The 24,371-nt window shown below is 37.0% G+C and carries 23 protein-coding genes; 14 read left to right on the top strand and 9 right to left on the bottom strand.

All coding sequences use genetic code 11. The features are described 5' to 3' along the window. Nucleotides 1–110 precede the first annotated feature (110 nt). Genes ACM46_RS00260 through ACM46_RS00250 form a run of 3 tightly spaced genes read left to right on the top strand, consistent with a single transcriptional unit; the run spans nt 111 to nt 4,087 of the window. Entirely contained in the window at nt 111–647 is a 537-nt protein-coding gene (locus tag ACM46_RS00260; RefSeq protein ID WP_048504640.1) for an SMI1/KNR4 family protein, read from the top strand. A 42-nt stretch (nt 648–689) separates the two neighbouring features. Beyond that, nucleotides 690–1,373, top strand: coding sequence for an SMUG2 DNA glycosylase family protein (locus ACM46_RS00255; protein WP_048504639.1), 684 nt, complete (start codon nt 690–692; stop codon nt 1,371–1,373). Between the two features lie 29 nt (nt 1,374–1,402). After that, the gene (locus ACM46_RS00250) at nt 1,403–4,087 is read left to right on the top strand and encodes a DEAD/DEAH box helicase family protein (RefSeq protein ID WP_048504638.1); all 2,685 of its coding nucleotides are present in this window, start codon (nt 1,403–1,405) and stop codon (nt 4,085–4,087) included. Between the two features lie 82 nt (nt 4,088–4,169). On the opposite strand, the gene ACM46_RS00245 is transcribed toward ACM46_RS00250, so the two are convergent. Further along, nucleotides 4,170–4,991 (bottom strand): T9SS type A sorting domain-containing protein, encoded by an 822-nt coding sequence (locus ACM46_RS00245; RefSeq protein ID WP_048504637.1) that lies wholly within the window; start codon nt 4,989–4,991, stop codon nt 4,170–4,172. 25 nt (nt 4,992–5,016) lie between these two features. Then, nucleotides 5,017–5,565: a phage tail protein gene (locus ACM46_RS00240; RefSeq protein WP_048504636.1), complete on the bottom strand. Its 549-nt coding sequence runs from the start codon at nt 5,563–5,565 to the stop codon at nt 5,017–5,019. A 546-nt stretch (nt 5,566–6,111) separates the two neighbouring features. On the opposite strand from ACM46_RS00240, the gene ACM46_RS00235 reads away from it, so the two are divergent. After that, complete coding sequence (locus ACM46_RS00235; protein WP_048504635.1) at nt 6,112–6,876, top strand: enoyl-CoA hydratase/isomerase family protein; 765 nt, start codon at nt 6,112–6,114, stop codon at nt 6,874–6,876. Nucleotides 6,877–7,011: 135 nt separating this feature from the next. Here the strand turns inward: ACM46_RS00235 and ACM46_RS00230 are convergent, their stop codons facing one another. Both ACM46_RS00230 and ACM46_RS00225 read right to left on the bottom strand, forming a co-directional pair. Then, nucleotides 7,012–8,520 (bottom strand): RagB/SusD family nutrient uptake outer membrane protein, encoded by a 1,509-nt coding sequence (locus ACM46_RS00230; protein ID WP_048504634.1) that lies wholly within the window; start codon nt 8,518–8,520, stop codon nt 7,012–7,014. A gap of 10 nt (nt 8,521–8,530) precedes the next feature. Further along, nucleotides 8,531–11,464, bottom strand: coding sequence for a SusC/RagA family TonB-linked outer membrane protein (locus ACM46_RS00225; protein ID WP_053082649.1), 2,934 nt, complete (start codon nt 11,462–11,464; stop codon nt 8,531–8,533). Between the two features lie 546 nt (nt 11,465–12,010). Here ACM46_RS00225 and ACM46_RS00220 point away from each other — a divergent pair. The 10 genes from ACM46_RS00220 to ACM46_RS00175 all read left to right on the top strand — a co-directional run bounded on the left by ACM46_RS00220 (nt 12,011) and on the right by ACM46_RS00175 (nt 18,002). Next, on the top strand, nt 12,011–12,628 hold the full coding sequence (locus tag ACM46_RS00220; RefSeq protein WP_048504633.1) for a hypothetical protein: 618 nt from the start codon (nt 12,011–12,013) through the stop codon (nt 12,626–12,628). A gap of 182 nt (nt 12,629–12,810) precedes the next feature. Continuing rightward, nucleotides 12,811–13,101 (top strand): winged helix-turn-helix domain-containing protein, encoded by a 291-nt coding sequence (locus ACM46_RS00215; protein ID WP_048504632.1) that lies wholly within the window; start codon nt 12,811–12,813, stop codon nt 13,099–13,101. Between the two features lie 65 nt (nt 13,102–13,166). Continuing rightward, a complete protein-coding gene (locus ACM46_RS00210) occupies nt 13,167–13,457 on the top strand; it encodes a hypothetical protein (protein WP_083997301.1) in 291 nt (96 codons plus the stop codon). A gap of 21 nt (nt 13,458–13,478) precedes the next feature. Continuing rightward, nucleotides 13,479–14,318 carry a metallophosphoesterase gene (locus ACM46_RS00205; RefSeq protein WP_048504630.1) on the top strand — a complete coding sequence of 280 codons (840 nt, stop codon included), beginning with the start codon at nt 13,479–13,481 and terminating at the stop codon, nt 14,316–14,318. Between the two features lie 12 nt (nt 14,319–14,330). Further along, entirely contained in the window at nt 14,331–14,624 is a 294-nt protein-coding gene (locus ACM46_RS00200; RefSeq protein WP_048504629.1) for a hypothetical protein, read from the top strand. A gap of 14 nt (nt 14,625–14,638) precedes the next feature. Continuing rightward, nucleotides 14,639–15,124: a Coq4 family protein gene (locus ACM46_RS00195; RefSeq protein WP_048504628.1), complete on the top strand. Its 486-nt coding sequence runs from the start codon at nt 14,639–14,641 to the stop codon at nt 15,122–15,124. A 17-nt stretch (nt 15,125–15,141) separates the two neighbouring features. Further along, nucleotides 15,142–15,438 (top strand): hypothetical protein, encoded by a 297-nt coding sequence (locus ACM46_RS00190; RefSeq protein WP_048504627.1) that lies wholly within the window; start codon nt 15,142–15,144, stop codon nt 15,436–15,438. Nucleotides 15,439–15,518: 80 nt separating this feature from the next. Beyond that, a complete protein-coding gene (locus ACM46_RS00185; RefSeq protein ID WP_048504626.1) occupies nt 15,519–16,892 on the top strand; it encodes a DUF4153 domain-containing protein in 1,374 nt (457 codons plus the stop codon). Between the two features lie 5 nt (nt 16,893–16,897). Further along, entirely contained in the window at nt 16,898–17,437 is a 540-nt protein-coding gene (locus ACM46_RS00180; protein WP_048504625.1) for a hypothetical protein, read from the top strand. A 52-nt stretch (nt 17,438–17,489) separates the two neighbouring features. Beyond that, nucleotides 17,490–18,002 (top strand): hypothetical protein, encoded by a 513-nt coding sequence (locus tag ACM46_RS00175; protein WP_048504624.1) that lies wholly within the window; start codon nt 17,490–17,492, stop codon nt 18,000–18,002. Between the two features lie 47 nt (nt 18,003–18,049). Here the strand turns inward: ACM46_RS00175 and ACM46_RS00170 are convergent, their stop codons facing one another. The 5 genes from ACM46_RS00170 to dtd form a co-directional block, all read right to left on the bottom strand. Further along, nucleotides 18,050–18,442 carry an ACT domain-containing protein gene (locus ACM46_RS00170; RefSeq protein ID WP_048504623.1) on the bottom strand — a complete coding sequence of 131 codons (393 nt, stop codon included), beginning with the start codon at nt 18,440–18,442 and terminating at the stop codon, nt 18,050–18,052. A 270-nt stretch (nt 18,443–18,712) separates the two neighbouring features. Beyond that, on the bottom strand, nt 18,713–20,371 hold the full coding sequence (locus ACM46_RS00165; protein WP_048504622.1) for a S8 family peptidase: 1,659 nt from the start codon (nt 20,369–20,371) through the stop codon (nt 18,713–18,715). A 356-nt stretch (nt 20,372–20,727) separates the two neighbouring features. Beyond that, complete coding sequence (locus tag ACM46_RS00160) at nt 20,728–22,413, bottom strand: S8 family peptidase (RefSeq protein ID WP_048504621.1); 1,686 nt, start codon at nt 22,411–22,413, stop codon at nt 20,728–20,730. 318 nt (nt 22,414–22,731) lie between these two features. After that, nucleotides 22,732–23,859 (bottom strand): serine hydrolase domain-containing protein, encoded by a 1,128-nt coding sequence (locus ACM46_RS00155; protein WP_048504620.1) that lies wholly within the window; start codon nt 23,857–23,859, stop codon nt 22,732–22,734. A gap of 62 nt (nt 23,860–23,921) precedes the next feature. Continuing rightward, nucleotides 23,922–24,371: a D-aminoacyl-tRNA deacylase gene (gene dtd, locus ACM46_RS00150; RefSeq protein ID WP_048504619.1), complete on the bottom strand. Its 450-nt coding sequence runs from the start codon at nt 24,369–24,371 to the stop codon at nt 23,922–23,924.

Genomic DNA, 24,371 nt, shown 5'->3' with positions numbered 1-24,371 from the left:
TTGACAAGGATCAAGAATCGTAAAAATTAAAAATTTAAGGAAGAAAATAATTTTATTAAAAATGATAATTACTTTTACAATAAAATCAGAATCTCATTTATTTAAAGAATATGGAAACACAATTTTTCAAAGACTTCGATTTTACGGACTTCTGGAATGAAAGCAGCTATTCCGTAAGAGATTATGAAGAGCCATTTCCTGATGACGAACTTATTATATCCATAGAAGAAGAGCTGGGCTACAAACTTCCCGCTTCATATATTGAACTTATGAAACTACACAATGGCGGTTTGGTGGAGAAATCTTCTTTTCCTACTTCCGAAAGTACTTCCTGGGCCGAAGATCATATTGGCATTACCGGAATTATGGGCATCGGAAGAGAGAAAACCTATTCTATCTGTGGAGAACTTGGAAGTCAGTTTATGATTGATGAATGGGGATATCCCGCAATAGGAATTTACATCTGTGATTGTCCTTCGGCAGGGCATGATATGATTTTGCTTGATTATTCCGATTGTGGGAAAGATGGCGAGCCGAAAGTCATTCACGTAGATCAGGAATCGGATTATAAAAAGACATTTCTGGCAGAGAACTTTGAAGCTTTCATAAAAGGATTAAGAGATGAGGATGAGTTTGATGGTGAATGATTTTTTAAGCAAAAAGACTATTTATTTTATTAACTAAAAAGTATGAAAACATTTGCTGATAAAGTCATAGAATTTAACGAAAATCTGCAATTCACAGGAAATCTTCCCGATGGATTTGAAGCGATGAATCCATATCTGGACAATCCGGAAACCATGACCGTCATGCAGGAATTTTACCAGAAATATTATAATGACAACAGGCAGAGAAAATTTATGATTGGAATCAATCCAAGCCGGCATGGAGCAGGAGTGACGGGTGTCCCGTTTACCGATACCAAAAGGCTGGACGCTGTGTGTGGAATTAAAATGGAGTCGGCTCATACCCATGAAGTCTCTTCCGTTTTTATGTATGATATGATGGCCGAATATGGTGGCGCAGAAGAATTCTATAAAGATGTGTATATCAATTCACCGTTTCCTCTGGCGATTGTAAGAAAGACAAAAAACGGTTGGCTGAACGCCAATTATTATGATGATAAAAAACTTTTTGAATCAGTCAGAAAATTTATGATTGATTCCTTGAAGAAGCACATCAGCCTGGGCGTAGATACTTCTGAAGTATTCGTTCTGGGTAAAAAGAATGCAGAATTTATTTCAGCGCTCAATAAAGAATCCCGGTTGTTTGAAACCATTACCATTCTTGAGCATCCGAGATATATCCAACAGTATAAAACAAAAGAAAAACAGCTGTATATTGACAAATATATTTTAGCATTGAAAAAATAGCTGTTAATTGCATCACATAACCATTGACAATGACTATTTTTCCTGCTCATGCAAAATTTAAATATAGCTGGCGTGCTTATCAGAAGAGATTTCTGGATGATCTGGACGGATTTCTTACCGATCGGCATCTGCATGTTACAGCACCTCCGGGCTCCGGAAAAACAGTACTGGGACTGGAAGTTATGTTGAGATTAAATAAACCCACACTCATCGTAGCACCAACTTTAGCCGTCAAAAATCAATGGGTACAGAGGTTTTGTGAGCTTTTTCTCGATACAGAAACAGTGCCGGACTGGATATCCACTGATATTAAAGCTCCCGGACTTATTACAGTCACAACCTATCAAGGTATTCATGCAGCATCGGGCTTTCCTGATGATGAAGATACAGAAGTTAATAGGAAATCGTCCCGAGTTTCTTTGACAGAAATTATAAAGAAGCTGCAGAAGCAGAAGGTGAAAACCTTTATTTTTGATGAAGCTCATCACCTGAAAAATGCATGGTGGAGAAGTTTGATGGAGTTAAAAGCTTCGATGGATCCTACAGTTGTATCTCTTACTGCAACACCTCCTTTCGATGTTTCCGGTTCTGAGTGGCAGAAATATATGGCTCTGAACGGTCCCATAGATGTAGAGATTTCTGTTCCGGAATTAATGATTGAAGGAGATCTTTGTCCACATCAGGATTTGGTATATTTTACGTTGCCATCCTACGAAGAACACAGGAAAATAGAACACTATCATACACAGGCAGCGGCTTTTTTTAAAGAAATTGAGAATGATGACATTCTTCTCAATGCATTAGAAAATCATCCTGTCTACCAACAACCAATGGAGCATCTGGATTGGATATATGAAAATATTTCCTCTTATACCTCCGGGCTCATTTATCTTCATTTCAGGAAAAAAGAAATCCCTGAGATCCATTTTGAAATTATTGGCGATCAGGATCAATACATTCCTGAATTTAATTTTTTCTGGTTTGAAGAACTTCTTGATTTTTATCTGATCGTGGATGAAGTGAATTTTAAAAATGAAGAAGAACATCGTGTTGCTCTTGGCAACAGGTTGAAAAGGCAAGGGTTTATGGAGAAAAAGGCCATAAGTTTTTTCAACAATAAAAATGTAAGTCAAATCCTTAATTCCAGCATCGGAAAACTTGAAGGCATTAAAAAAATTACGGAATTTGAATTTTCAGTCCTTAAAGAAGATCTGAAAATGGTGATTCTTACCGATTTCATAAAAAAAGAATACCTGTCCACCGATACCGAAAATAATCTCCATCTTGATAAAATCGGAGCCATCCCGATTTTCGAAAAGCTAAGACGGGAAAATATTCAAAATAAAAAAATAGGTGTTCTGACCGGAAGTATTGTCATCATTCCGATATCTGCAAAAGATAAGGTGGATGAGCTATGTTATAAAAAAGGGATATCCGGAATATCATTTCTTCCGGTTACTTATGATAAAAATTATATTCAGATCAATCTTACGGAGCAGATAAAGCATGATATCGTACACATCATCACGGAAATTTTTCAATATGGCTATATTCAGGTTTTAATTGGAACGAAAGCTTTACTGGGCGAAGGTTGGGATGCTCCTAAAATGAATACCTTAATCCTTGCTAGCTTTGTGAGCTCGTTTGTTCTTTCCAACCAAATGCGGGGAAGAGTTATACGAGTTGATAAAGACTGTCCGCAAAAGACCGGAAACATATGGCATCTCGTATGTTTTGATTCGCAGAGCGATAATGGCGGGCAGGATATGGATATTTTGAAAAAAAGATTCAAAACTTTTGTAGGAATTTCGGCAGAGAAGGAAACTTCCATAGAGAATAATTTTGAAAGGCTTAATATTAAAACCATTGAAAGAGAAGATCAGATTCCATTAATCAATCAAGAGAGTTTTTCTTTAGCAAACAATAGAAAAGATCTGGCACAAAGATGGAAATCGGCTTTAGATAAAGGGAATATTCTTGTTGAAGAAATTAAGATACCGTCTGGAGATCTTATGGCAGTGACCAATATGAAGATGACTTATCTTGGGAAAATGACCTCAAATCTTTCAAAAGTAATGATCTCAACTGTTTTACTTTTCGGACAGGATCTTCTTTTAGGAATATTAAAAAATATACAGGCGATAGATTCTGTGAAAAACTTTTCTTGGATCCTGTTTCTGCTTGGAGGATTAGGCCTTATGGCATATGGTTTAAAATTTTACCGTGCATTGAGACAATATCTGAAATATAAGTATACAGCAGGATATATTGGATTAATAGGTGAAGTAGTACTGAAATGCTTGATCTATGAGAGAATTATTACAACTTCTCCGGAAAAAATGGAAGTGGTAAGCTCCGGAGCTAAAAGTGATAGCTACTGTTATCTGGATGGTGGCAGCCATTACGAGAAGTCACAGTTTATCCAGGTTTTGCAGGAAGTGATTTCCAAGATAGACAATCCACGTTATTTACTAAAACAGAAGGCTAAACGTTTCTTTACAAATAAGTACATTTATTATCCTGTACCAGAAATCTTTGCCAGAAATAAAAAAGGGGCTGACCTGTTCGCGAAAATCTGGAGCGAAAAAATCGAACAATCTGAATTAATCTTTACCAGAACTATTGAAGGACGCCGAATTCTGCTACAGCTGAGGTTTCAATCACTGTTAAAAAGAAATGCAGATATAGAGCATCTTCATAAATGGACCCGATAAAAACAAAAATTCCCTGAACACTCAGGGAATTTATCATTTATGCATTAGAATCTTTTTGGGTTACAAATCACTAATGAGAATTCTACTTTTTAATTATTTTAGAAGAACCGGAAGGCGTTTTAAGAATATAGACTCCGCTTGGAAGCTCAGTGATATCTGCCTGATTGGTTCCCTTTTTCATTTCAAAATTTTTCAGCAGCTTACCATCCTGACTGTAAATTTCAGCCTGCATATTTTCTTCTGTTGCTATAGAAAGAGCTCCGCTGGTAGGATTAGGATAGATGCTCATTGTTTTTGCTGAAGAAGTAGTTTCGTCAGTTCGAAGCACCACGCCGCTGTCTTTTACCCAGGTGAAGGCATCAAAACCGGCATATCTGTAGCTTCCTCCTAATGTAATCCTAAGCTCATCAATAATGATATTGGAATAATTCTGCCCGTTTAAATTGGTAAGATCAATCAGAGTATATCCATTACTGGTACCTATAGAGGTAGTAAAACCTGTCGTTTTGGTTTGCGTAAATTTAGTAACACCACTCAGTCTTCCGGTAACGGTAAGAGTTCCCGCTACTGTCAGGTCCAGATTAAGAGATGACAGGAATATCCAGAAACGGTTGACCTTAAACAGGTTGGAAGTTGTTTTAATACTGAAAGAAGGCGGATTGGCAGGATCATTGGAATTATCAATGTATCTGTTGTCATTAGCTGTTCCGCTCCAGCCTGTTCCCGGATAATTAGCCTGAATGTCAAATACTCCAACATGAGAAATAATGTTAAAAATCACACCATTGTCAGTAAAGCTTGAACTTCCGTTAGATTCTGTTTCAAAAAGCTCACTACTGGTCTGTCCAAAAGAAAATAAAGAGATGAACAGACTGCAGATGGTTAAAAAAATAGTTCTTTTCATGATTTAGGTTTTAAAGGTTTATTGTTTAGCTGCGTGGAGGGTAGATTCCCTCTATACAGATGATATAGTTCAATCCTAAATAAGGCGGCATATTATTCATGGGAAGGTTTTGTCCTACGTATGAAATAGATCTTGCATTAATGGCCGTGTCAGGATCTACCGAAGCAAAGCTGGGTACTGCATTGAAATCTCTTCCTACCTGAGTTCCGGACATGGCGATAGAAGTCGTTGCGGAAGGAGCTGAAACCGTTGCATTTACGTTGGCTACTTTTAGCTGGAATCCTGCTCCTATACTTGGAAGATTCTGCGTAAGAATGGTGTTTTGTGTAGTCCCGGCTACTACCCCAAGAGGATAAAATTCGTTAGCATTTACATTTCCTGCTCCCAGTGCCATACGTCCTTTTAGGTTAGGCAGCGCAAAAGTATCGATACCGTTTCCGCCATAAGTGGTTCCTAAGATTGAGAATAAAGCAGAGTTTGATGCAATTCTTAGTAAGCTTCCGTCACAAAACATCCAGCCTCTAGGTGCAAAATTTCCTGCAAATAGTTTTACAATTCCAATGTACTCGTCCATGATAATAGTTTTTCAGTTGTTAGTTTTCTTACTCTGTTTTGAGGCTTTTCAGATTCCGCCTTAGGTGTTGGTTTTTTGTTAAGTCAAAGGAACAATATATAAAGAGGCAGTACTAGAGTAGAAAATACCAAATTCACCACTGCGTATTTATACGTAACGGATATTTGTTTTCCCTTATGAACAAAGGACTTCCTAATATTACCAGAGATTCGCGATAGAAAGATTTCAGGTCTCTAGGCTAAGGATGAGATTTAGAATGGTCAGTACTCAATTTTGCTACGCAAGTGAAATGTGAAAGTCCTCCAGCTCTAAGATGCGTCTCAAATAACTCATCATTCATAACCCGTAACTCATAACTTCCCGAAACTCTCAAACCCTACAACCCTCCGACTCCCAAACCCGTACCTCGTAACTTTCTTAACCCGAACTCGGACTAACAGAAAGCAGGGAAATGAAATTGGTGACCTTTAAACCATAATTTCTAAAGGATAATTTCTCCGGAACAGTGGTATTTAGTATTTTTGTAAGAATCCAATAAAAGTAAAAATGAACGAGTTCGTAGCATCAGAAATTAAAAATAATATTGCCGAAATTACTTTCGGAACCCCCAAAAGCAATTCACTTCCGGGAGCAATTTTAGAAAAACTGGCTCAGACCATCTTAGATGAAGGAGCTAAAGAAGAAGTAAAAGCTATTTTAGTAAAAAGTGAAGGAGAAAAAGCATTCTGTGCCGGAGCAAGTTTTGATGAGCTTTTAGCCATTGAAGAACTTGAAAACTCCACAAAATTTTTCGGAGGATTTGCCAAAGTCCTTAACGCGATGAGAAACTGCGGGAAAATAGTAGTGGTAAGAGTTCAGGGAAAAACTACCGGTGGTGGCGTAGGAATTGCTTGTGGAGCAGATTATTGTTTCGCTACTAAAGATTCTGCTTTGGCGCTTACGGAAATCAATTTAGGAATAGGGCCTTTTGTGATCGGACCTTATGTAGAAAGAAAAATCGGAAAATCACAGTTTTCAGCAATGGCTATTGATGCAGATTTCAGATCGGCAGAATGGGCAGAACAGCATAATGTTTATCATTCCGTATCTGAAAATATTGAAGAAATGGATGCTAAATTAGAGAAATTCATGCAGATATTAGCTTCCAGAAGCAGTGACGCTTTGGCTTTAATCAAGAAAGTATCATGGGAAGGAACAGATCATTTCAATGAACTGATGCCTGCAAGAATCCACATGAGTGCCAGCTTGATTCTCGAAGATTCTGCGAAGAAAAATATTGAAGCTATTAAAGAGAAATTACGGGCAAAATAAATTTTGCTTTGACTAAAATAGAAGAGGTTAGCCGAAAAGGCTAACCTCTTTTTTGATGTATTGATTTGATTTTTAATCAAAAAGAGATCCGCTTCAATTATGAAACGGACCTCTGAAGTTAATATGAATGTTGAATTAAAGTTCGTTTTGCTCTACTAAATTTTGAGATGCATTGATCTCTGCCTGAGGAATAAGCCATGTCCATCGCTTGTCTCCGGCAGGAACAGTCATTAAATTATTAGTAACTGCAGATACATGGTTAGCCCCAGTCCTGTCTAAAGGAAGATTTAATCTCTTCAGATCAAGGAATCTGAAGCCCTCTCCCCAAAGTTCTAATCTTCTGCTGTTTAAAATTTCAGTAATATAGGCCTGCCCTGTAGTTGTAGCACCAGCATATGAAGGATTTCTGTTTTTTGTAAACTCATTAAATACAATTTTAGAGTCTGCTTCTTTATTGTCTTTTGCTAATGCTTCAGCTTCGATAAGATACATCTCTGCAGCTCTCATAAATGGAATATCACCTAAGCTTGTATTGTTATCAACAGTTCCTGATGCATTTACAGAAAGAAATTTCTGAGATGTATAAGGAAATTTACTGTACGTAGAAGGCAATGCAAGTGTAGTATGTGCTCCCGTAGGATCAATAACCTGTGTTCTCACATCAGTTGTCGGAAACTGCGCATATAATAAATTGTTGACAACTTTAGGAGCCTGTCTGATCTGTCCTGAATTATAATTTCTGGACATATAGCCCATAAAATTTCCAAAGAAGTCGGTTGTGGCATCAATTGGTTTATAGCCCCAAACCCATTCAGAGATAGAATAGCTGTTGAAACCTGATTTATACTGAGTATTGCTCATTAATCCAAACCCCTGTCTTGCTTCTTTTGCATATAAAGCAGCGTTAGCATATTTTCCTTGTACTAAAGCTACCCTTGCCATTAGACCTCTTACAACATTTGCATTAAAGTGAGATTTATCTGATCTCGTTTTACCGTTTAAATAAGTGTAAGCCTGTGCCAAATCTGAATTGATTGAAGTATAAACTTCTTCTAAAGATGCTCTTGGAATAGGGTTGAAAGAATCATCCAGCCTAAGCGGTAATCCAGGTTGCGAATTCGTTGTTCCCGGCACATATCTTTTTGCATAGATTTGGGCAAGCATAAAATAGCTATATGCTCTGAAAGCGTAAGCTTCGCCCATTACTTTATCCTTCAGTACCTGATCTCCTGTAACATTTGGAGCTGCTTTTATGATAATGTTTGCAATCCTTATCTGTCCATAGAAAAAATCGTATGGATAAAATAAATTTGTAGAAGTGGCATTAGCATTGTCCAGCCATCTTAGCGTTGATATAAACCAGTTGTTACCTGTAGTAGGGAAAACTAAATCATCACCCATTACATCCATATAAATCATTACTCCGGTAGCTCCATTCTGCCCCTGACTGCTGTTTTGTCTGTAATACATATTTCTATGCATCCCGTTAATGGCAATATTTAAGTTATCCAAACTTGAGGTTACTAAAAGCTCACTCGCTGCTTCTGTTGGATCTTTTTCCAGATCATCTCTTTCACAAGATGATAAAATACTTAATAGAGAGAGACCGGAAATTAAAAGTGTTTTATTGGTAAGAAATTTCATTTTGATAATTTTAAAAAGTTGTACTTAAACCGAAAGTAATAATTCTGGAAGGCGAATATCTGTTCGTTACAGTACCATTAAAGGTAGAATAGGGCTCTAAGCCTTTTCTTTTGCTGGTAACCCAAAGGTTTTCTCCACTCACGAACAATTTTAAGCTGCTTACTCCTACGCTTTTCACAATATCAGAACTGAAGCTATAGCCTATTGATGCATTTCTCAACATGAGATAACTGGCGTCCACCAGCCATCTTGATGAGGCCGAATTTGAAGCTACCACTGTTGAAGAGTTCAGAGCAGGTACATCTGTGATCTGCCCGGGAGTAGTCCAACGGTTATACATGTCGGTATGTATGGCTCCTCCCTGAGGAAAAGCATCCATTAAACCTGCATAGTTAGAGTCATATATTTTTCCTCCCATCTGATAATTAAAGGATGCGGAAAGTTCCCAATTTTTGAAATTGAAAGTAGTTGAAAAGTTTCCAAAGAAATCAGGAATTGCAGATCCGTGATATTCATATTTTGCTTTATTCTGATTGGTAGTAACCAGAACACCATTGACGGTTCTTACATCTGTGGCTGTAGTACTAGGGAATGCATCCTGATCTAATACAAATAGTGGGGCACCATCAGAAGGATCTACTCCGTACCATGATCTCAGCCAGAACGCGTATAAATCCTTACCTACCATTAGTTTTTTAGTACCACTGATAAATTCGTTTTGTGACAGGGTGGTAATTTCATTTTTATATGAAGTTCCATAGGCTGATACAGTCCATTTCACGTTTTGATTCTTGATAATATCTGCGCTCAAAGTGATTTCATACCCTTTATTGACCAAATTCCCCACATTTCTATCGATACTGTTACCAGGAATACCTGCATTTACAGGAGTTTGAAATGGGAAAAGCAATCCTTTTGTTTCAGAATTATAATATTCTAATGTACCACGGACTCTTTTATTAAATAATTCAAATTCTAAGGCAACATCAGATTGCGCTTTAGTTTCCCAGGTAATTAATGGATCACCTACATTAGTAAGTAAAATTCCTGGTTCTGTACCATTGTTGTATCCTAAAGAAAATAAGGTTTGATAAGCATAATTCGTATCTAAAGCGTCATTACCTACTTCTCCGTAAGAACCTCGCAGTTTTAAGAAATTGATAAATTTACTATCCTGAAGGAAATTTTCTTTTGAAATTACCCATCCGGCACCTGCTGACCAGAATGACTGCCATCTTACATCTGTAGCAAAACGGGAAGATCCATCCCATCTTACAGAACCCTCTAGAAGGTATTTTTCATTGTAATTATAGTTCAACCTTGTAAACCAGCTTTCTTTAGTTCTTTCTCTAAGATATGAATTAAGCGTATTGTTATCTACAAAATTTCCGAATTCGTAGAAATTATCTAATACCTGATTTCGCTTATACCCATATAAGTAGTCTTGTTTGTAATCAAAGTTTTCATGTCCTGCAAGAACCGTTACATCATGTCCTCCCAATTTTTTATTGTAGGTTAATACCTGGTTCCACGTAAAATCTCTGGTCAGATACATGGTTCTGGAAGCAGAACCAATTCCCAAAGCATCCCCGATGAGCCTATTTCCATAGGTTTTGTTTAATGTTCCTCTGAAGTTATAAGCCGCATTGGTTCGGAACATCAATTCCGGTAAAAGTTTAAACTCTGCATATACATTAGACTGTAGGTTATATGAATTGGTTTTATCATCATTTAATAATGTTTCCCAAATGATATTTCTACCTGCTGCGGCATCAACACCTCGTAAAGAACCATCATCATAAAGAACATCTCCATTCACGTCGTACATTCTCTCTCCCGTAACAGGGTTATGTCGATATGGGCTATAGATTGGTCCCATACCACGTGTCCATGCATATGGATTTATATAGGCGGAATTATTGTCTGCTCCATTAACGGCTAAACCTTGACTGGTAATAACACCATTTAAGCTGGTTCCGATTTTAAACCAGTCTTTAACTTGAGAATCTGCATTAATCCTTAAATTAAGACGCTCAAAGCTTGATTTTGTGATATATCCCTTTTCGTTCGTGTAGCCTAGTGAGCTGAACAATGTACTTTTATCACTTCCACCGGAAAAACTGATACTATGGTCTTGTCTTAAGCCTACACCTATGATCGGAGCGGCCCAGTCAAAATCATTGTAACGAAGCTTTGCCGAAGGATTAAGCATTCCGTCCACAACCAACTGAGTATCCGGAACGTCATAAACGTTTGTTCTTAAGTTTCCGGAAATTAAATTATTAGTTGCCCATAAATTTGATGCAGCTAAACTTTCCGTTGGGTTCGTTAATCTTCTCCCATTACGCATGGCTTCCCATGCAAGAACATAGTAATCTGCGGTTCCTACCCTGTCATATTCCTGTACAAATCTGCTTACGATACCTGTATTGGAATTAAGGGTAAATCTTGATGAATTTTTCTTACCTCTCTTAGTAGTTACCATAATAACTCCATTAGCAGCACTTGAACCGTATAGAGCTGTTGATGATGCATCTTTCAACACATTTACACTCTCAATATCATTAGGGTTCAATGCATTTAAATTTCCAGGAAAAGGGACTCCATCAACAATTAAAAGGGGTTCGTTTGAAACAAGATAAGAACCTGTTCCTCTGATTCTTATTGATGAACCTTCACCAGGCTGGCCTGTACCTGCAGCAATCTGGATACCTGCTCCAGCTCCATCCAGTGCTTGTAAAACGTTGGAAATAGGACGGTTTTCTATTTTAGCTGCATCTACCTGGATATTTGATCCGGTAATCGTTCCTTTTTTCTGTTTACCATAGGCAACAATTACTACTTCATCAATGTCTTTAGTCTTCGTCGAATCTTTCTGTGCAGTTACAGCCTGAGCCGTAAAAAAGACTACTGCAGTAGATAGGATTTTTAGTTTCACATTCATATTAACAAATTTTAATAAATAATTTATGCAAATATGTTGTTTTTTTTTAAAAATATGATGGTTTTTCGCCTTTAATATTAATTTTTTGTTAATTATTAAGTATTTAGTGTTTAATAATTGATAAGTTATTTTTTTTACAATAATTTATAGATTAATTTTAGTTAAATTATGTATTTTTAACGTAAATTTTTCAACATAATTAAGTTTAGGGTTTATTATTGCTGACAGATATAGTATATGTAACTACAATTTTAACGAGAAAAGGGTTTGATTTTCAGGGAGAAAGCTTTGAATTTTGTATTTGAAAGCCTGAGTCAGGCCTTAAAAAGGACCAATTCAAATCATCACAATTCTCTAATAGAAAAATGGAGTTTTCCTGTACTTTAAATAAAAGACAACGACTTTATTTCCTGGCTTATACTACGAATGATATTTCTTTTTAACCAGAATTTTTATCTTGTCTTTTGAAAAAATGCTTTTAAAATTTTAAAAAAAATATTGGAAGATTAAAAATAAATTTTAACTTTGTAATTCAAAGTTCTTTTTATGGATTCAAAAAACTATCACGAAGACTTATCCCATATCCGTTCCATGATGGAGCGGTCTTCCAGATTTATTTCATTAAGCGGTCTGTCGGGAGTTGTTGCCGGCCTTGCTGCTTTGTTAGGGGCAGGATATGTGTATTTTGTCTTTAAAAGGGAAGGAATTGATTATTTTGAAGGAGACCGGAATTTTTTCGGCCCTGCTTTGGTAAAAGAACTTGTAGCGGTTGGAACTGTGATCTTATTCACGGCTATCCTCAGCGGCTATATTTTCACGGCTAATAAAAGCAAAAAGAAAGGATTGAAAATCTGGGATGCAACCACGAAACGCTTATTGGCTACTTTTGCCGTTCCGCTCATTACGGGAGGAGTTTTCTGCCTCGCGCTTCTGTTTCATCACCTTTTTGTATGGATAGCTCCTGCCACGCTTATATTTTATGGAATTGCTCTGGTGAGTGCGGAAAGATATACTTTACCGGATATAAAATACCTGGGCTACTGCCAGATTGTATTGGGACTCGTTTCTCTGTTCTTTCTGGGATGGGGATTGGTGTTCTGGGCTATCGGTTTCGGAGTCCTGCATATTGTATACGGATTGATTATGCACAAAAAATATAAATAAAAACTGTTCTTTTCTGAAAATGAAAAAGCTTATCATCCTGTTAATGCTTATTTTTGCAGGGTTTTAGCTTGAAGTTGTTTAAGATCACGATTTCGTAATCCTCAGGAATAAGAAAGCAAAAGAAATAATTGCCGTAAATCCGGCGCTTTACGATTTTTCCGTAGAGATAAGATGCCATTAAAATGATTAAAATCAGCCAACTCAATAAAGAATTCGAAAGCCGTGTAAGATTGGGCATTATGTCTGTTCTTATGGTCAACGACTGGGTTGATTTTTCAGAAATGAAAGGACTCCTGGAAATTACCGACGGTAACCTTGCCAGCCACAGCACAGCTTTGGAAAAATCAGAATATATTGAAGTCAAAAAAGAATTTGTAGGCAAAAAGCCCAAAACCTCGTACCGTGTTACCCAGAAGGGAAGGCAGGCTTTTAATGAACATTTGGATGCTCTTGAAAAATTATTAGGCAGATAAACCTTATATTTTTTTGAAAATAAACTTTGAAATACAAAGTACTTTATATTTTAAAACTAAATAAAATGATGACACAAAAACAAAAAACACTCGCTATTTATGCTCTTCCACTAGTCTTATTGTGTATTCCATTGCTGGGGAACATACTATCTGATGAAGTCAATTGGTCAGCTTCAGATTTCCTGATCGCCGGAATTTTACTTTTTAGTATGGCTTTCCTGATCAATTTAGTAAGAACCAGAATTAAAACACAAAGCCGGAGAATCTTGATCTGCATTTTCATCTTGATAGCCTTGGCACTGATCTGGATCGAATTGGCCGTAGGGATTTTCGGAACCCCGTTCGCAGGAAATTAAAACAAGATTTCAAATGCAATGATGACAAGAAAAACGTTTATTAAAAGACTCGCCCAGCTTTCGGTGATAGGAGCATTTCCTGCATTGTATTCCTGGCAGATAGAGCCTTTCTGGGTAGAATTTGTACAAAGAAAGCTTCCGGTTAAAAATTTACCGGAAATATTGAAAGGAAAAACGTTGATGCAAATCTCAGACCTGCACGTAGGAGACCGTTTCGACTGGAATTTCCTGATTGAATCCTTTGAAAAAGCTAAGCAATTCAACCCTGATTTTGTGGTTTACACAGGAGATTTTGTTAATCATGGGAGTTCAGAAGACCTCGAAAACCTGAAAAAAGTAATGGAACACGCAGTATATGGAAGCCTGTCCACCTTCGGAATTCTTGGAAACCATGATTACGGAAGAAGCTGGAACGATACAGTATGTTCGGAAAACATCTGTGATATTCTTAAAGATTTTAAAATCAAGATGCTTAAAAATAACAGTGCAGAAAGCCATGGGCTGAATTTTATCGGCTTTGAAGACTTATGGTCGCCCAATTTTTATCCGGATGAAGTGATGAAAACTGTAGATCCATCAAAAGCCAATATTGTACTCTGTCATAATCCCGATGCCTGCGACAGGGATATCTGGAATGGTTATCAGGGATGGATTTTAAGCGGCCATACGCACGGAGGACAGTGTGGAATTCCCGGGATTATCACGCCTGTTCTGCCTGTAGAAAATAAAAAATATGTATCAGGAGAAATAGACCTTCAGGATGGAAGAAAGCTGTACATCAACCGGGCTATCGGCCATTCCTTCCAGATCAGATTTATGGTACGCCCGGAAATAACGGTTTTTACTTTAACACAAGCTTAAAATATTGGATCAATGAAAAATCATGAAATAATAAACATGGGAAAATACACTTTCTGGTTGTTTTTTCTGCTGGGGAATATCTGTCTTTTCGGATACCTGATTACCAGAATCGAAGATTTTGCGATTGGCGGTTACCTGCTACTCATTTTTGGAGCCCTTATCAATCTGGTCATTGTAATCGGGTTTTTGATTTATGGGATGGTGGTCCAGGCTAAACTTAACGCTTGTCTCAAAGCCATAGGTTTTTTAATGATCAACATTCCCGTAGCTATTCTTTACGCTGTAATAGGACTTAATCTAAACTAATTAAATAATACATTATGAAAAAAATACGTGTTCAGTTTCTGCTTTTTGTATACGATAAAACCCAAAAATTGTACAGAAAATATTTTAAAAAGAAAAGAAGGCAATGGCAGTTCAATGAAGAACAGCTGCTGCAGTTTCAGGAAGATTCTTTAGGTAGAAAACTGGGCGAGTTCTATAAAAAGCATGGATTTTCAATGATCCCCAAAATGGAAAACCACGATGTACATCACCTGATCACGGAATGCGGAACCCATTTCGAAGATGAGGTTGCCATGCAGTATCTTCTTCTTGGAAACGGTAAGCTCAATGCCCATCTTCTGGCTGCCGTTGTATTGGGAACCCTTATTCTTCCGGAATATTTAAAAATTTACATAAAAGCCTACAGGAAAGGGCAGAGTATGAGACCTTTTTATCACTGGGACTTTGAAAGCCTGTTGTGGCAGAATTTTGATCATCTGAAAGATTATATCCAGCAGAAAGAAACAGCGGTACTCTATTAAATTAAAAATGATACATCATGAAAAAAATAAAATGCAGTGCGCTTGGCAGGAATACTTTTCTGATCTCGTTTTTATCAGGGACTTTACTTTTAATCTGTTACCTGGTCAGCAAAGCAGATCTTTTCATGGTATTCGGGTTTTATTTTGTCGTCATTGCAGCCGTGGTCAATTTGCTTGTCTTACTATATGAGCTTATGGAATTTCTGACCCATATTCCTGATAAGAAATCCTCCGGAAATTCTGTCCTGTTACTTCTCGTCAATATTCCCATCACCATCCTTTACATGGGCATCTTGATTAATTTTAAACTATAAATTCTCCCACTCCTAATCTCTTAATCTCCTAATCTTTTAATCCTTGAATTTTTTAATCTTTTAATTCTTAAAAAAAAATCATGAAAACACATCATTATATATTCCTTACAGCCGCCTTATTCGTGATCGTATTCTATGATCAGGATATTGGAATCAATCTGGGCATCCTGAGTATCATTTACGCGATACTTACTTTGGTCAAAACACCTCAGATCAACAGAACAAGAACTTTTATGATACTTTTTGTTACCAATATTCTGTCAGGTATTGCTTTTATGTGGTACAGAGATTTTCCATCATTATTAGCGGTTGTAAGTTCCGTTCTTCTGCTGGGATACCGCGCAAGAAACAGAAGGCTGAAAATCCTTTTCCTCATTCCGGTATTCATCACCAACAGCATCACGGCAATTTTCAGATTTTTCAGCTTTGATCAGTGGCTGCCCCAGAGAAATGTCTCCGGAGTATGGCAGAAAACCCTGGGTTTCATTATTATTCCTTTGATATTTATTTCGATATTTCTTGGAATTTATTCTGCAGGAAGTAATCATTTTGCATCCCTTTTTACAGACTATGAGCTTGATATTAATATCTGGCAGATCATATGCCTGTCGGCGCTAGGTTTTTTTATTGCATTTAATTACTGGAATTATGCCGTGGAAAGATTTATTTATAAAGCAAATTATTTGTTGGATGACGATTTTCAGGAAACCAGCAAAGTCCAGAAAGCAACCTATTCTTTCCTGGATCTTGATGCAGAGAGAATGAGTGGAGTTATTTCCTTTTTTTGCCTGAATATTTTACTGATATTTTTTATTATCACCTATAATTATGAACAGTTTTATGAAATTTCAAAAACTCCGGTTCAGCTTTCGGAAGAGACTCATGAAAGAGTAAATGCTGTGATTCTGTCTATTGTAATGGCAGTTCTGGTGATTATGTTTTATTTTAAATCCGGTTTCAATTTTGATCCTAAAGCAAAGTTGATGAAAATTCTTGCCAGAATCTGGATCATTCTGAATGCCGTTCTTATTCTTTCCGCCGCATTAAAAAACTACGAGTATATCATCAGCTATGGCTTCACTTACAAAAGACTTGGTGTGTGGGCTTTTCTTTTGCTGTCGCTCATCGGGCTGAGTCTTGCTTTCATTAAAATTCAGAAGAAAAAAAGAAATGCATTCCTGTTTAATACAATGACCTGGTATTTTTATGGAACAATTTTGGCTTGCAGTTATGTCAGCTGGGGCGGAATTATTACCTCCCAGAATATGAAACGTAAAGATTTTGTAGTAAACTATCATCTGGAACAGATTAATTTCAGTGAAAGAGGACTACTGAAGTATGCGGATGAAAAGAAAGATCCGCTGCTTAAAAAGAAAGTACTCGAGAAAGTAAAAGGAGAAACATCCAAACCTTTCCTTTCCAAAATTCTTTACTATGAAACATTAAAAGATTAATTATTATGAGAAAATCCTTATTGTTAATTCCATTGATTATTATTTCCTGTAAAAAAGAACCGAACATCACAGAGACGCCAAACAAAGATTCTGCCGTGGTTACAGAAATGCCGGATGCTGCAGCAAAAGCAGATTCAGCAGCACTGAGAAAGAAAGATTCAATTATTAACAATGCTCCTGTCACCAAAGAAGTACTCCGTAAAGGCGTAATGAGAAGTGAGAAAGAAGGTCAGATCATAAGAACCGCAGATGCTTCCCAGCTTCCTTTCACATTGGGTGAAGAGTTTACAAAAGACGGTCAGGAACTGGTTTTGAAACTGACCCATTACGACAAACCGAATATTAAAGCCCAAATTTCAACCCATGAAAAAGACTTTAATATCAGATTCAACCAGATTAAACTTCCCAACGGTGATTATGACGGACCTTTCGGTAGAGAAATCACCTACGAAACAAAAGGAAGCGGTGAAGTATGGCTGATTATCGGGAAAAGTAATATGGCTTCCGGAAATACAAAAGGAAGTTTTAATGTAAGTGTAGAGTAAGTTGTTCCGATTTGGTATAATTTCTGCAAACCCTTACCAAAAGTTTATCATTATGAAAAATATATTTTTAATGACAGCGGCCGTTTCAGCAGTAGTAGTAAGCTGTGGAACTGTACAATCGCTCGTTCAGAATACATTCCCTTATACTGCCAATGTTTTGGTGTCTACGGGAGTACCTGCCGATAAAGAAGTTTCATCCACATCTACTGCTACCAATGTGCAGACATGGTTTGGAGGTAATAATAATGCAAAGATTAAAGATGTAAGAATTTCAGATGCCAAAATTTCGGTAGTATCTCCTTCAGGAGGAAATCTGAGTGCTATTAAATCAGTGAAAGTGTATGTTTCATCCAGCGGAACAGGGGAGAAGCTGGTCGCATCACGTTCGAATATTACAACAGACTCTTCCAGTCTGAATCTGGATTTGAACGATACCGGATACCTGGATGAGATTGTGAAAAGTTCAGGACTTACCGTAAGAACAGTTTATGAATTGAAAAATCAGACAAGTTCTGATATGAATCTTAAAATTGCTCTTAATTTCAACAGCGTTCCCGCGAACTAATTTTTGTAAAAGATAAAAAAGGCTGCCCGATATAGGCAGCCTTTCTTTTATTCCGATAGTTTTGTTAAAACTTCCATCGCTTTTTCAATATCTTTTTTATTGACGAAAATATGATCATGGTAATAGGCTGCCACTACATTACAGCTGATGCCATTCTCTGAAAGCGCTTTTGAAAAAGCTGCTGTTAATCCCACCGCTTCAAGAGAAGAATGTACTGTAAGCGTAATCCAGGACATTACAACAGAATAGTCCAGATTGAATTGATCTGCAATTTCTTTTTTTAGAATAAGCGTAATGCCTTCCTCTTCTCTGAAAAACATTTCAGCATGGTTTAAATCAAAATTCTCTATACTTTTCAGGGTGCAGAAAACATAATCACCGCTGATATGTTTCGGTTTCATGCTTTTTATAAGTGTTTCCAGATCTTTTTCTCCGTTCATTTCTGATGATTTAAATAATAACAGCACAAGATACAGTTAATTTTGTATTCCATTGGTAAGCGCAGTGGCTTTGTTTAAGGGTAGTTACTTCCTGTCCTCAATAATTTCTATCGGCCTGACATGATCAAAAAGAGATACTTCATCCCAAACTCAGGTTAAAATAAATAAGGCCGTCCGAAACAGACGACCTCATTATGTTGATAGATCTGCATTTCCGGAGGAGAATTTTCAGATCAAAAGTTATGTTTGATTGAACCTTTTGGGTTTGAATTATAATTTGGTGAATTTCTCAACTACTCTTCTTTGTCCTTCTGTAATATTGATGATATATTGTCCCGCCGGAAGATTGGAAGTATTGATTTTTTCATCAGACAAGGCAGAACCTTTTATCACAGTTCTTCCCTGCATATTGATGATTTCAAAATCAAGATTTTTGCTGTCATTGCTGTGAATTGCAATGTCGCTGGTGGTAGGATTAGGATAGATTTTAATTTCTAAAGGAGGCTGAACTTTTGTTTTGGCAGATGAAAAACCGCTTTCCAGTTTCAGGATGGCATTCTTCACATTAGGAAGAGGTCCTATTTTTTGATTGGTAACGGTGCCTCCCTGAGGAATTCCTGTCGTGATCAAGAGATTCTTCATGGCTGCCGGAGTCAGATACTGGCCTGTATTCTGGTAATAATAAGCCTGGATCAGTGTCGCTGCAGAAGCTACTATCGGAGTTGCAGAGCTTGTTCCGCTAAAATAATTGTAAGTTCTGTTGTTATCATTGTCATATTTTTGATAAGACCCATAACCGGCTGCTAAAACGCTGCTTCCCCAGCCCTGTACATCCACCCGGTTCCCAAAAGTACTGAAGCTCAGTTTAGAATGGGTTGTATTGGGAGAACCGGCTCCTACAATAATGGCACCGCTATTTCCTCTGTTTCTGTATGCGGCATAGAAAGGATCGTCCAGATTCTGATTTCCGTTTCCTGCTGCTGCAATGATGATAATTCCTGAATCTGTAGCTGCTTTCGTTAAGTCCCAGATCACGCTGTCATATTCGGCAGGGCAGTACTGACCGTCTTTTCCGCCGGTCTGCATTTCATATAAAATAATATCTCCTGCCTGAGAAGCATTGATAGATCTGCTTACTGCGGAAGCTCTGTTGTAGCCCACAGTGGTCCATTCCATATAGCCTCTTATCTGAGAAGCGCTGTATGCTCCTCCTGAAAGCCCGATATTATCTTTTACAGATCCCAAAATACTTACTACAGCCGTTCCGTGGTCACGGTAATTGTTATTGGCTAATCCTGAATTAGGTGAGTATCCGGGTTCCAGCTGTATAGAATTTTGGTTGGACAGCATTTCATGAGTTTTGTAAAATCCGTATTCTACATCACGGATACGGATGTTTTGTCCTGTAATTCCTCTTGACCATGCATACTTTGCATTGATTCCGGGATTGTCATTAAGATAAGTCTGTAGACTTTCTAGATCAGGAGTTGCTACAAATGCCTTGGTGAACGGTGGTTCAATAGGAGTGCTGCTCATAACGGAAACATATTCCACTTCAGGAAATTTTTCAAGAGTACGGGCAACATTTTCTGCTTCCTTGTCGCTTTGTAATGATACATTCATTCTGAAAATTCTTTTCAGTTTCTCAACAGATTCGCCGGAATTTCCATTGGCTCTGCTGTCTTTGATCATTTCTTCAAGCTTTCTGTCGCTGAAACCAAGATCGTTAATGAATGAAATTTCATGACTCTTAACGAAATCCGCCAGTTCCGGATTTCTGCTGAGTGCTTCTTTTTCAGAATTGATGTTTTTTGAAAAACATACATAGATGTTAGGGGTTTGCTTATAACTCTTATCAGCCTGATTTTGGCTGTAAGAAAGGAAAAAGCTGAAAATAAATAATGTGAAAAGTCTAATTTTTGTTCTCATAATATAGTATTAAATGGTTGTTAATCAAATATATAATATTAATGAGAAATAATAGAAATTACGAAAAAAATAAACGCATTTAGTTAAAAATGTGATATATATAACGAGCAATAAGTGATGATATTTATAAAATTAATTTAAATCACGTTTTTGTGATAATTTATTTGCTAAAAATAATTAATTATTGTAAGAAATATGTTTCAAATTGTGATAATGAGAATTTAGATACTATTTGTTTAAAAGAAGAAGAATGTTGCAAAAGAATACTTTTTTTTGGGTTCCATTTGAAAACCAGGTTATTAATATATTTTCACAGGAGTATTCTTTTGCAACATCTTCTTTCTTATTTAATGGAATTATCGTTTTGTAAATTTCTCTACAACTCTTCTCTGGCCTTCATATATATTGATGATATAGTTTCCTGCAGGAAGCTGAGATATATCAATCTGTTTATTTGATGCTGTAGACTTTTTGATCAGAGATTGCCCGTTCATGTTGACGATTTCAATATCAATTACTTTATCGGTATTGCACTTTAAAGAAATGTATTGTGTGGCAGGATTTGGATAAATCTTCACCTCTAAAGGCTCGCTTACGGAATTTACAGCTTTTTCATCAGAGCTGGTTTTGAAAGTATCAAGCTGAGATTCAAGAGAAAGTATAGCCGCTTTTACATTGGGAAACGGACCTATTTTTTCATTGGTATTGGAACCTCCCTGCGGGATTCCCGTACTAACCAAAAGGTTTTTCATAGCGATAGGAGTTAGATATTGACCAGTTCTCTGATAGTAATAAGACTGAATCAATGTAGCTGCAGATGCTACTACCGGAGTGGCAGAGCTTGTTCCGCTAAAACGGGTATAGGTTCTGTTGAGATCATTATCATATTTGGCATAATCTCCGTATCCTCCTGCCAGTACATTTTCTCCCCATCCCTGTACATCTACTCTGTTCCCATAAGTACTGAAATACAACCTGGAATGCGTTGAATTAGATGAACCGGCTCCTACCATAATTGCTCCACTGTTTCCTCTTGCATTATAGGAAGAATAGAAAGGATCATTGAGGTTTTGGTTTCCGTTACCTGCGGCAGCGATAATAATAATTCCGGAATCAGTGGCAGCTTTCGTTAAATCCCAGATGACTTCATCGTATTCTGCGGGACAAAATTCTCCACCCTTTCCGCCTGTCTGCATTTCATACAAGATAATATCTCCTGAATGAGAGGCGTTGATTGATCGGCTTACAGCATTGGCTCTGCTGTACCCCGCACTTGAGGTCCATTCCATATAGCCTTTTATTTCTGCAGCGCCATAAGCAGCTCCGGATATTCCAACATTATCTTTTTTAGATCCCATAATGCTTACAACCCCAGTTCCATGATCCGGCCATCTGTAGTATTGGCTATTGGGATTGTTCATTTCTGCTGGCAAAGAGTACCCGGACTCTAATTGAATGGTGTTCATGTTGGCCAGCATTTCATGTTCCTTATAAAAACCATATTCTACATCTCTGATTCGAATGTTCTGTCCTGTAATTCCCCTTGTCCATGCATATTTTGCATTAATTCCGGGTTTATCTACTAGATAATTCTGCTCAACCTCCAAATTGGGTGTTACTGCATAAATATTCACAAAAGGTGGTTTAATAGGGGTATTGTCTACCACTGAAACATATTCGATTTCAGGAAATCGTTTAAGAGTGGAAGTGATTTTAAGCACATCGTTTTCATCATGAGAGGAGATTTTAACCTTAAAGATTCTTTTTAATTTTTGAATGGATTCATCAGAATTTCCTATTCTACGGCTTTCTGCAGCCATTTCGTCGAGTCTTTCGTTGCTGAAACCAAAGTCATTTACAAAAGAAATCCCGTGAGTCTTTACAAAATTTTCAAAGTCTGAATTCTTCTTTAGAGTGTTTTTTTCAGATTGAAAATCTTTAGTGAAGCATACATAAACTGTTTTTGAATTAGCCTTTTCCTGTCCAAAGGAAAGGACAAAGCAAAAAAACAATAACATAAAAGTGTGAATTTTTGTTTTCATCTATATTCTATTTTGGTTGATGTATTTTCAAATATATTATTTAAAACATACAAAATATACAATACGAAAAACTTACATTGTATTTTTAAAATTACTCACTAAATGGTGATTATATTTTTGGTTTTGTAGATCAGATTCAAATAGTTTAAGAATTTTTAACTATTGTAATTTTTAAGAAAAATATAGAAAAAACCACTTTTATGCTCCAAAATCATCCATGAACTGCTGTTTCGGATGATGCAAGTATTGTAGAATTGTTTTTTTGAGGTAAGCTATTGATGAAAACTTTTTAGAAATTTTGAAAGATATTTTTGCCTTTTAATCAATATATTTCATCTGAAGAAGTATTCTCCGGATGTGGCCGGTAATGAACTTATTATTGTTGGTAAGCCATATAATAGACATGTTTTTCTCCGGAATCATGATGAGGTGGGATTTAAAACCGCCCTGATCACCGGCATGCTCTATAACATTTACATTTTCTTCGGTTTTTATATCAGCATAAAATCCATTGTGTACAAACCATGTTCCCGTATGATAAGGTGCTTTTTTACCTTTCCAGCCAGAAGGATGGGTTATGGTTTCAGAAGATTTAATAACAGAACAGTCAGTAAATGTGCATTGATTAATAGCAGCAATGTATTTTTTCAGGTCTTCAATAGAGCTCCATACGCCTCCGTTTCCGGCTGCCGTAAAAGTAGGATACTCCCCGTAATCATATTCCTGATACCTGTTATCCTTTAAAATATAGGCGTGGGCAACATGAGATTCAGGGAAACTGCCATCGGTAATACGGCTGTTTTTCATCCCGGCAGGTTTAAAAATATTCTGACCGATAAACTGCTGCCACTTCATACCGCTTGTTTTTTCAATAACCAAAGCCAATCCATTGTATGCAGGATTTGAATAGTTGAATTGAGTTCCCGGTTCAAATTCCAGAGAATCCGTAGATTGCAAAGGCCTGAAATTTTCCTCATCTTTAGCCGTAAGGTAAAAAATACTGTCTTTATCCACATTTCTGAGATCAGGCAGTCCGGAACTGTGGGTAAGCATATGGCGAAGTTTAATGGAGGACGCTAAATTCTTATTCTTGAAACCCGGAAAGAATGTAAGCAGATTGTCATCCGTTGAAAGCTTCTGCCGATGTTGAAGCATAAGAATTCCATAAGACACAAATGTTTTAGTAATAGAACCGAGATTGGAAACGGTTTTAGATGTGAATTTTTCACGTGTTTTCAAGTCTGCCAGCCCGAAAGAATTTTCGTACAGAATCTTATTTCCCTGCTGGATCAAAATAGCGCCACCAGGTTCGTCTGCCTTAAAAAGTTCTGAAAACGCAGAGTCCAGTTTTGATTTTAAAAGCTTTTCCCGGCTCTGTGCAAAACTCAGGAAATGAATGCTTAGGGTTAATAAAAGTCCGGATATTAATTTAAAATTAAGTCGCATGGTGGTTTTTTATTTCAAACCTCTACTTAGGTTTTTATGAATAATTGAATGACGGGAAATGCTTAGTTTTTGGTGATTGAATCCATAACAATTGTTACCGGGCCGTCATTTACTAAAGACACTTTCATATCTGCGCCGAAAATTCCGCTTTCGGTTTTCAATCCTGACCTGGCTATTTCTTCTTTAAAATAATCGAAAAGAGGAATGGCTTTATCCGGTTTGGCGGCTTTGATGAAAGAAGGGCGGTTTCCTTTTTTGTAATCCGCAATCAGGGTAAACTGGCTGATGCAAAGAATTTCTCCCGAAATGTCCTTTACGGAGAGATTAAGTTTATCATCTTCATCGCCAAATATTCTGAGATTTAAAATTTTCTGAACAAGCCAGTCTGCATCTGTTTTTTCGTCATTTTCATCAATTCCAACCAGCAGCATAAGGCCTTTTCCGATCTCTCCAACAATACTTCCCTCTACTTTTACACTGGCTTCAGAAACTCTCTGTACAACAATCTTCAT

This window comes from Chryseobacterium angstadtii (genome assembly GCF_001045465.1).
Classification (GTDB): domain Bacteria; phylum Bacteroidota; class Bacteroidia; order Flavobacteriales; family Weeksellaceae; genus Chryseobacterium; species Chryseobacterium angstadtii.
The sequence above is the reverse complement of the archived record's forward strand: the minus strand, read 5'-3'. Positions and strand labels throughout refer to the sequence as shown.

Coding starts and splice junctions, on each gene's coding strand:
- ACM46_RS00260 (WP_048504640.1), top strand. CDS start 111: ATGGAAACACAATTTTTCAAAGACTTCGATTTTACGGACTTCTGGAAT.
- ACM46_RS00255 (WP_048504639.1), top strand. CDS start 690: ATGAAAACATTTGCTGATAAAGTCATAGAATTTAACGAAAATCTGCAA.
- ACM46_RS00250 (WP_048504638.1), top strand. CDS start 1,403: ATGACTATTTTTCCTGCTCATGCAAAATTTAAATATAGCTGGCGTGCT.
- ACM46_RS00245 (WP_048504637.1), bottom strand. CDS start 4,991: ATGAAAAGAACTATTTTTTTAACCATCTGCAGTCTGTTCATCTCTTTA.
- ACM46_RS00240 (WP_048504636.1), bottom strand. CDS start 5,565: ATGGACGAGTACATTGGAATTGTAAAACTATTTGCAGGAAATTTTGCA.
- ACM46_RS00235 (WP_048504635.1), top strand. CDS start 6,112: ATGAACGAGTTCGTAGCATCAGAAATTAAAAATAATATTGCCGAAATT.
- ACM46_RS00230 (WP_048504634.1), bottom strand. CDS start 8,520: ATGAAATTTCTTACCAATAAAACACTTTTAATTTCCGGTCTCTCTCTA.
- ACM46_RS00225 (WP_053082649.1), bottom strand. CDS start 11,464: ATGAATGTGAAACTAAAAATCCTATCTACTGCAGTAGTCTTTTTTACG.
- ACM46_RS00220 (WP_048504633.1), top strand. CDS start 12,011: ATGGATTCAAAAAACTATCACGAAGACTTATCCCATATCCGTTCCATG.
- ACM46_RS00215 (WP_048504632.1), top strand. CDS start 12,811: ATGATTAAAATCAGCCAACTCAATAAAGAATTCGAAAGCCGTGTAAGA.
- ACM46_RS00210 (WP_083997301.1), top strand. CDS start 13,167: ATGATGACACAAAAACAAAAAACACTCGCTATTTATGCTCTTCCACTA.
- ACM46_RS00205 (WP_048504630.1), top strand. CDS start 13,479: ATGACAAGAAAAACGTTTATTAAAAGACTCGCCCAGCTTTCGGTGATA.
- ACM46_RS00200 (WP_048504629.1), top strand. CDS start 14,331: ATGAAAAATCATGAAATAATAAACATGGGAAAATACACTTTCTGGTTG.
- ACM46_RS00195 (WP_048504628.1), top strand. CDS start 14,639: ATGAAAAAAATACGTGTTCAGTTTCTGCTTTTTGTATACGATAAAACC.
- ACM46_RS00190 (WP_048504627.1), top strand. CDS start 15,142: ATGAAAAAAATAAAATGCAGTGCGCTTGGCAGGAATACTTTTCTGATC.
- ACM46_RS00185 (WP_048504626.1), top strand. CDS start 15,519: ATGAAAACACATCATTATATATTCCTTACAGCCGCCTTATTCGTGATC.
- ACM46_RS00180 (WP_048504625.1), top strand. CDS start 16,898: ATGAGAAAATCCTTATTGTTAATTCCATTGATTATTATTTCCTGTAAA.
- ACM46_RS00175 (WP_048504624.1), top strand. CDS start 17,490: ATGAAAAATATATTTTTAATGACAGCGGCCGTTTCAGCAGTAGTAGTA.
- ACM46_RS00170 (WP_048504623.1), bottom strand. CDS start 18,442: ATGAACGGAGAAAAAGATCTGGAAACACTTATAAAAAGCATGAAACCG.
- ACM46_RS00165 (WP_048504622.1), bottom strand. CDS start 20,371: ATGAGAACAAAAATTAGACTTTTCACATTATTTATTTTCAGCTTTTTC.
- ACM46_RS00160 (WP_048504621.1), bottom strand. CDS start 22,413: ATGAAAACAAAAATTCACACTTTTATGTTATTGTTTTTTTGCTTTGTC.
- ACM46_RS00155 (WP_048504620.1), bottom strand. CDS start 23,859: ATGCGACTTAATTTTAAATTAATATCCGGACTTTTATTAACCCTAAGC.
- dtd (WP_048504619.1), bottom strand. CDS start 24,371: ATGAAGATTGTTGTACAGAGAGTTTCTGAAGCCAGTGTAAAAGTAGAG.